Raw genomic sequence first — 1117 nt, forward strand, 5'->3', positions numbered from 1 at the left:
AAACTATATTGGTTTTTGGCTCATCTTATAGTTGATAGATTACTATTCATTATAGATTATGTTTTTTTCTTTAGGCTGAAGAAAACAAATTTCTTGCCTCTTGATCTTACCTCTCAAAAAGTTTTAGTGATTGCTGCACATAGTGATGATGAGATATTAGGATTAGGAGGAACTCTTTTAAAGCATAGTACATTGAATCATGATATTACTATATTGTATGTAACAGATGGATGTAAAAGTTTCAATCCATCTGTTACTCGTCAAGAAATGGTTGCTATGAGAAGACATGAAGCTCTTAACTTGTCAAATTATTTTTCTAAAATAAAAACAATTTTTCTAAATAAAATAAGCTTTGAATTTACTGTTTCTGAAAGTCTTATATCTGAAATAGCTCATGCTATCCAAAACTCCAATCCTGATATAATTTATGTATTATCTCCTATAGATGTTAATATAGACCATACCAATGCAGCCTTGGCATCATTTGCAGCTATCCAAAATATTCATTATAGAGGTCGAATGTGTTTATATGAAGTACAAACGCCTTTGACTTATTTATATGCTAATAGATATATTGATATTACTGATTTTATTGAAAATAAGAAAAATATATTATTGAGCTATAAATCCCAAAGTGTTATGTTTAATTCGTTCATTAAGATTATTTGTTATAATAAACTTGCTGCTATTCATTTACCTAATACTAATGCTGCTGAATTTGTGAGAGAATTGTCAGAAGAGGATATATTGCAATTAATCAGAAGATCTAATTCTATCAATAAGGATAAAATTCAATCTATGAGAGCAAAACGATTTCTGCGAACTAGTTACAAGTCAATGGAGAAATTCTTTTTAGATTGATTTATGAAATTGTTTCGGATTAATATAATTTCTTTTCGCAATTGGATAATGCACTTATTTCTATGTTTGCTCATTATTTTCGATTTGAGGACTTATTTGGTGACTGGAAGTGGAATATCAATCATAACATCGGGATTAATATTCTTTTATCTTGTGTGTTATTTGTATTTATGTGTGTTATATCCTAAAATTTATATTAGATTCTTCGATGTAATAGTATTTTTGTTTTTATGTATATATGGTGCTAGAGCTGTCT

1 protein-coding gene is annotated in these 1117 nt (G+C 28.0%); it reads left to right on the plus strand.

Annotated features, from left to right (window positions below):
• Window positions 1–861, plus strand: an 861-nt coding sequence (locus ABUA47_RS24920; RefSeq protein ID WP_349832314.1) for a PIG-L family deacetylase, incomplete at its 5' end; no start/stop codon positions are given.
• Window positions 862–1117: the final 256 nt, after the last annotated feature.

It is taken from the genome of Bacteroides sp. RTP31139st1_H2_RTP31139_211217, assembly GCF_040227615.1.
Lineage (GTDB): Bacteria > Bacteroidota > Bacteroidia > Bacteroidales > Bacteroidaceae > Bacteroides > Bacteroides uniformis.